The sequence below is a fragment of the Jeotgalibacillus marinus genome (assembly GCF_040801915.1).
Lineage (GTDB): Bacteria > Bacillota > Bacilli > Bacillales > Jeotgalibacillaceae > Jeotgalibacillus > Jeotgalibacillus marinus.
In genome coordinates, this window is the sequence record NZ_JBFMIA010000059.1 from 1 (window position 1) to 1,531 (window position 1,531).

1 protein-coding gene and 1 pseudogene are annotated in these 1,531 nt (G+C 39.5%); both read right to left on the bottom strand.

Features of this window, described 5'->3' with window-relative positions:
• Positions 1 to 840 (bottom strand): ABC transporter permease (locus AB1471_RS16855; RefSeq protein WP_367780918.1); only part of this gene is annotated, 840 nt, incomplete at its 3' end.
• A 64-nt stretch (positions 841 to 904) separates the two neighbouring features.
• Positions 905 to 1,531: pseudogene (locus AB1471_RS16860) on the bottom strand (ABC transporter ATP-binding protein); the annotation flags it as partial.

The following is a 1,531-nucleotide window of genomic DNA, read 5'->3' on the forward strand; positions in this document are numbered from 1 at the left end:
CATGGTCATCCCTTCAACAATCAGATATCCCGTTTCATATTGTGATAGGTCTGTGTTTGCAAATAGGATGTACTTTGCCCAGTCAGAGTGCATTGCGATGAATTGAGTTGCTGTTACGCCAACAAAATACAAGAATAAACTAATTCCGATTGCCAATGAACTGTTACGAAAAACAGCAGAAATCATAAATGCCATCGTTGCTAATAAAATGACATTAATCGATTTAAATAGATATACTTTTATCAAATATATAAACATACTACTTTCAATCACTGACCCGTTTTCATAACTTAAACGGGTCAATGTCCCTGTATCAAATAAAATAAATCCTAAGATCACTGATAGGGTCACTGAAATTCCGATCATAGCCAGACCGAAAGTGGCAACGGTAATGAATTTCGAAAGAAGGATTTTCCATCGAGCAATTGGACGAATCATGAGAAGCTTAATGGTTCCCCAAGAAAATTCAGATGCTACGATTCCTGAAGCTAAAATAATAACAAACAATCCAATCACTGTAGGAAGACTATAAGAGCTATTTTCTAAGAATGCCCATATTGATGTTGTCGAGTTCGGAGGAAGATCATTCGCCAAACGATAGTCATTTATGGCAAGTTGTTCTTCCCAATAGGGGTCGTCGCCTTCTGTTTCGATCATCTCTTGATAATACTCATTTTGCGTTACAAGAGATTCTTGCCATGTACGTTCTGACCCTTGTCCAAAATCGGCACTTAAAAGAAAAGCTGTCCCAATGACAATAAGGGCTAACAAACCAGCCATTACATACGTGCCGGGACGGTGTAAAATTTTCATCCATTCATTTCGTATTAAATTAAACATTTTTACTTTCTCCTCCACCAGTTAATTCTAAGAATCGATCTTCAAGCGTTCCTCCCGTAACAAAATCATTCATCCTCTGAACATCAAGTAATTGACCCTGTTGAATGATTCCCACTCGATCGCACATCAATTCCATTTCAGAGAGTAAGTGACTGGAGACGATGACCGCTATCCCACGTTCCTTTGCCAGTCTCCTAATGTACTCACGAATTTCCCTTATTCCTGCTGGATCAAGCCCGTTTGTAGGCTCGTCCAAAATCAGCACTTTAGGATCATGCAGCAAACTTTGGGCGATCCCAAGACGTTGACGCATTCCAAGAGAATACGTTTTTACTTTGTCGTGAATTCGTTTTTCAAGCCCAACAAGTTTAACCACTTCATCTATTTTTTCTTTTGAAATTCCTTTGTACATCCTTGCGAAATGCACAAGGTTTTTGTAGCCCGATAAAAATTTATACATTTCGGGGTTTTCCACAATGGCACCGACGTGTTGAACGGCTTCCTCAAAATCCTTTTGGATGCTTTTCCCCTCAATAATTACATCTCCGTCCGTTATCTTAGTCAGACCAACCATCATCCGAATGGTTGTCGTCTTACCCGCTCCATTTGGTCCGAGAAAACCGAACACTTCCCCGCCATAAACATCAAATGAAACCTTGTCAATAATCGTTTTCCCATTAATCTTTTTCGT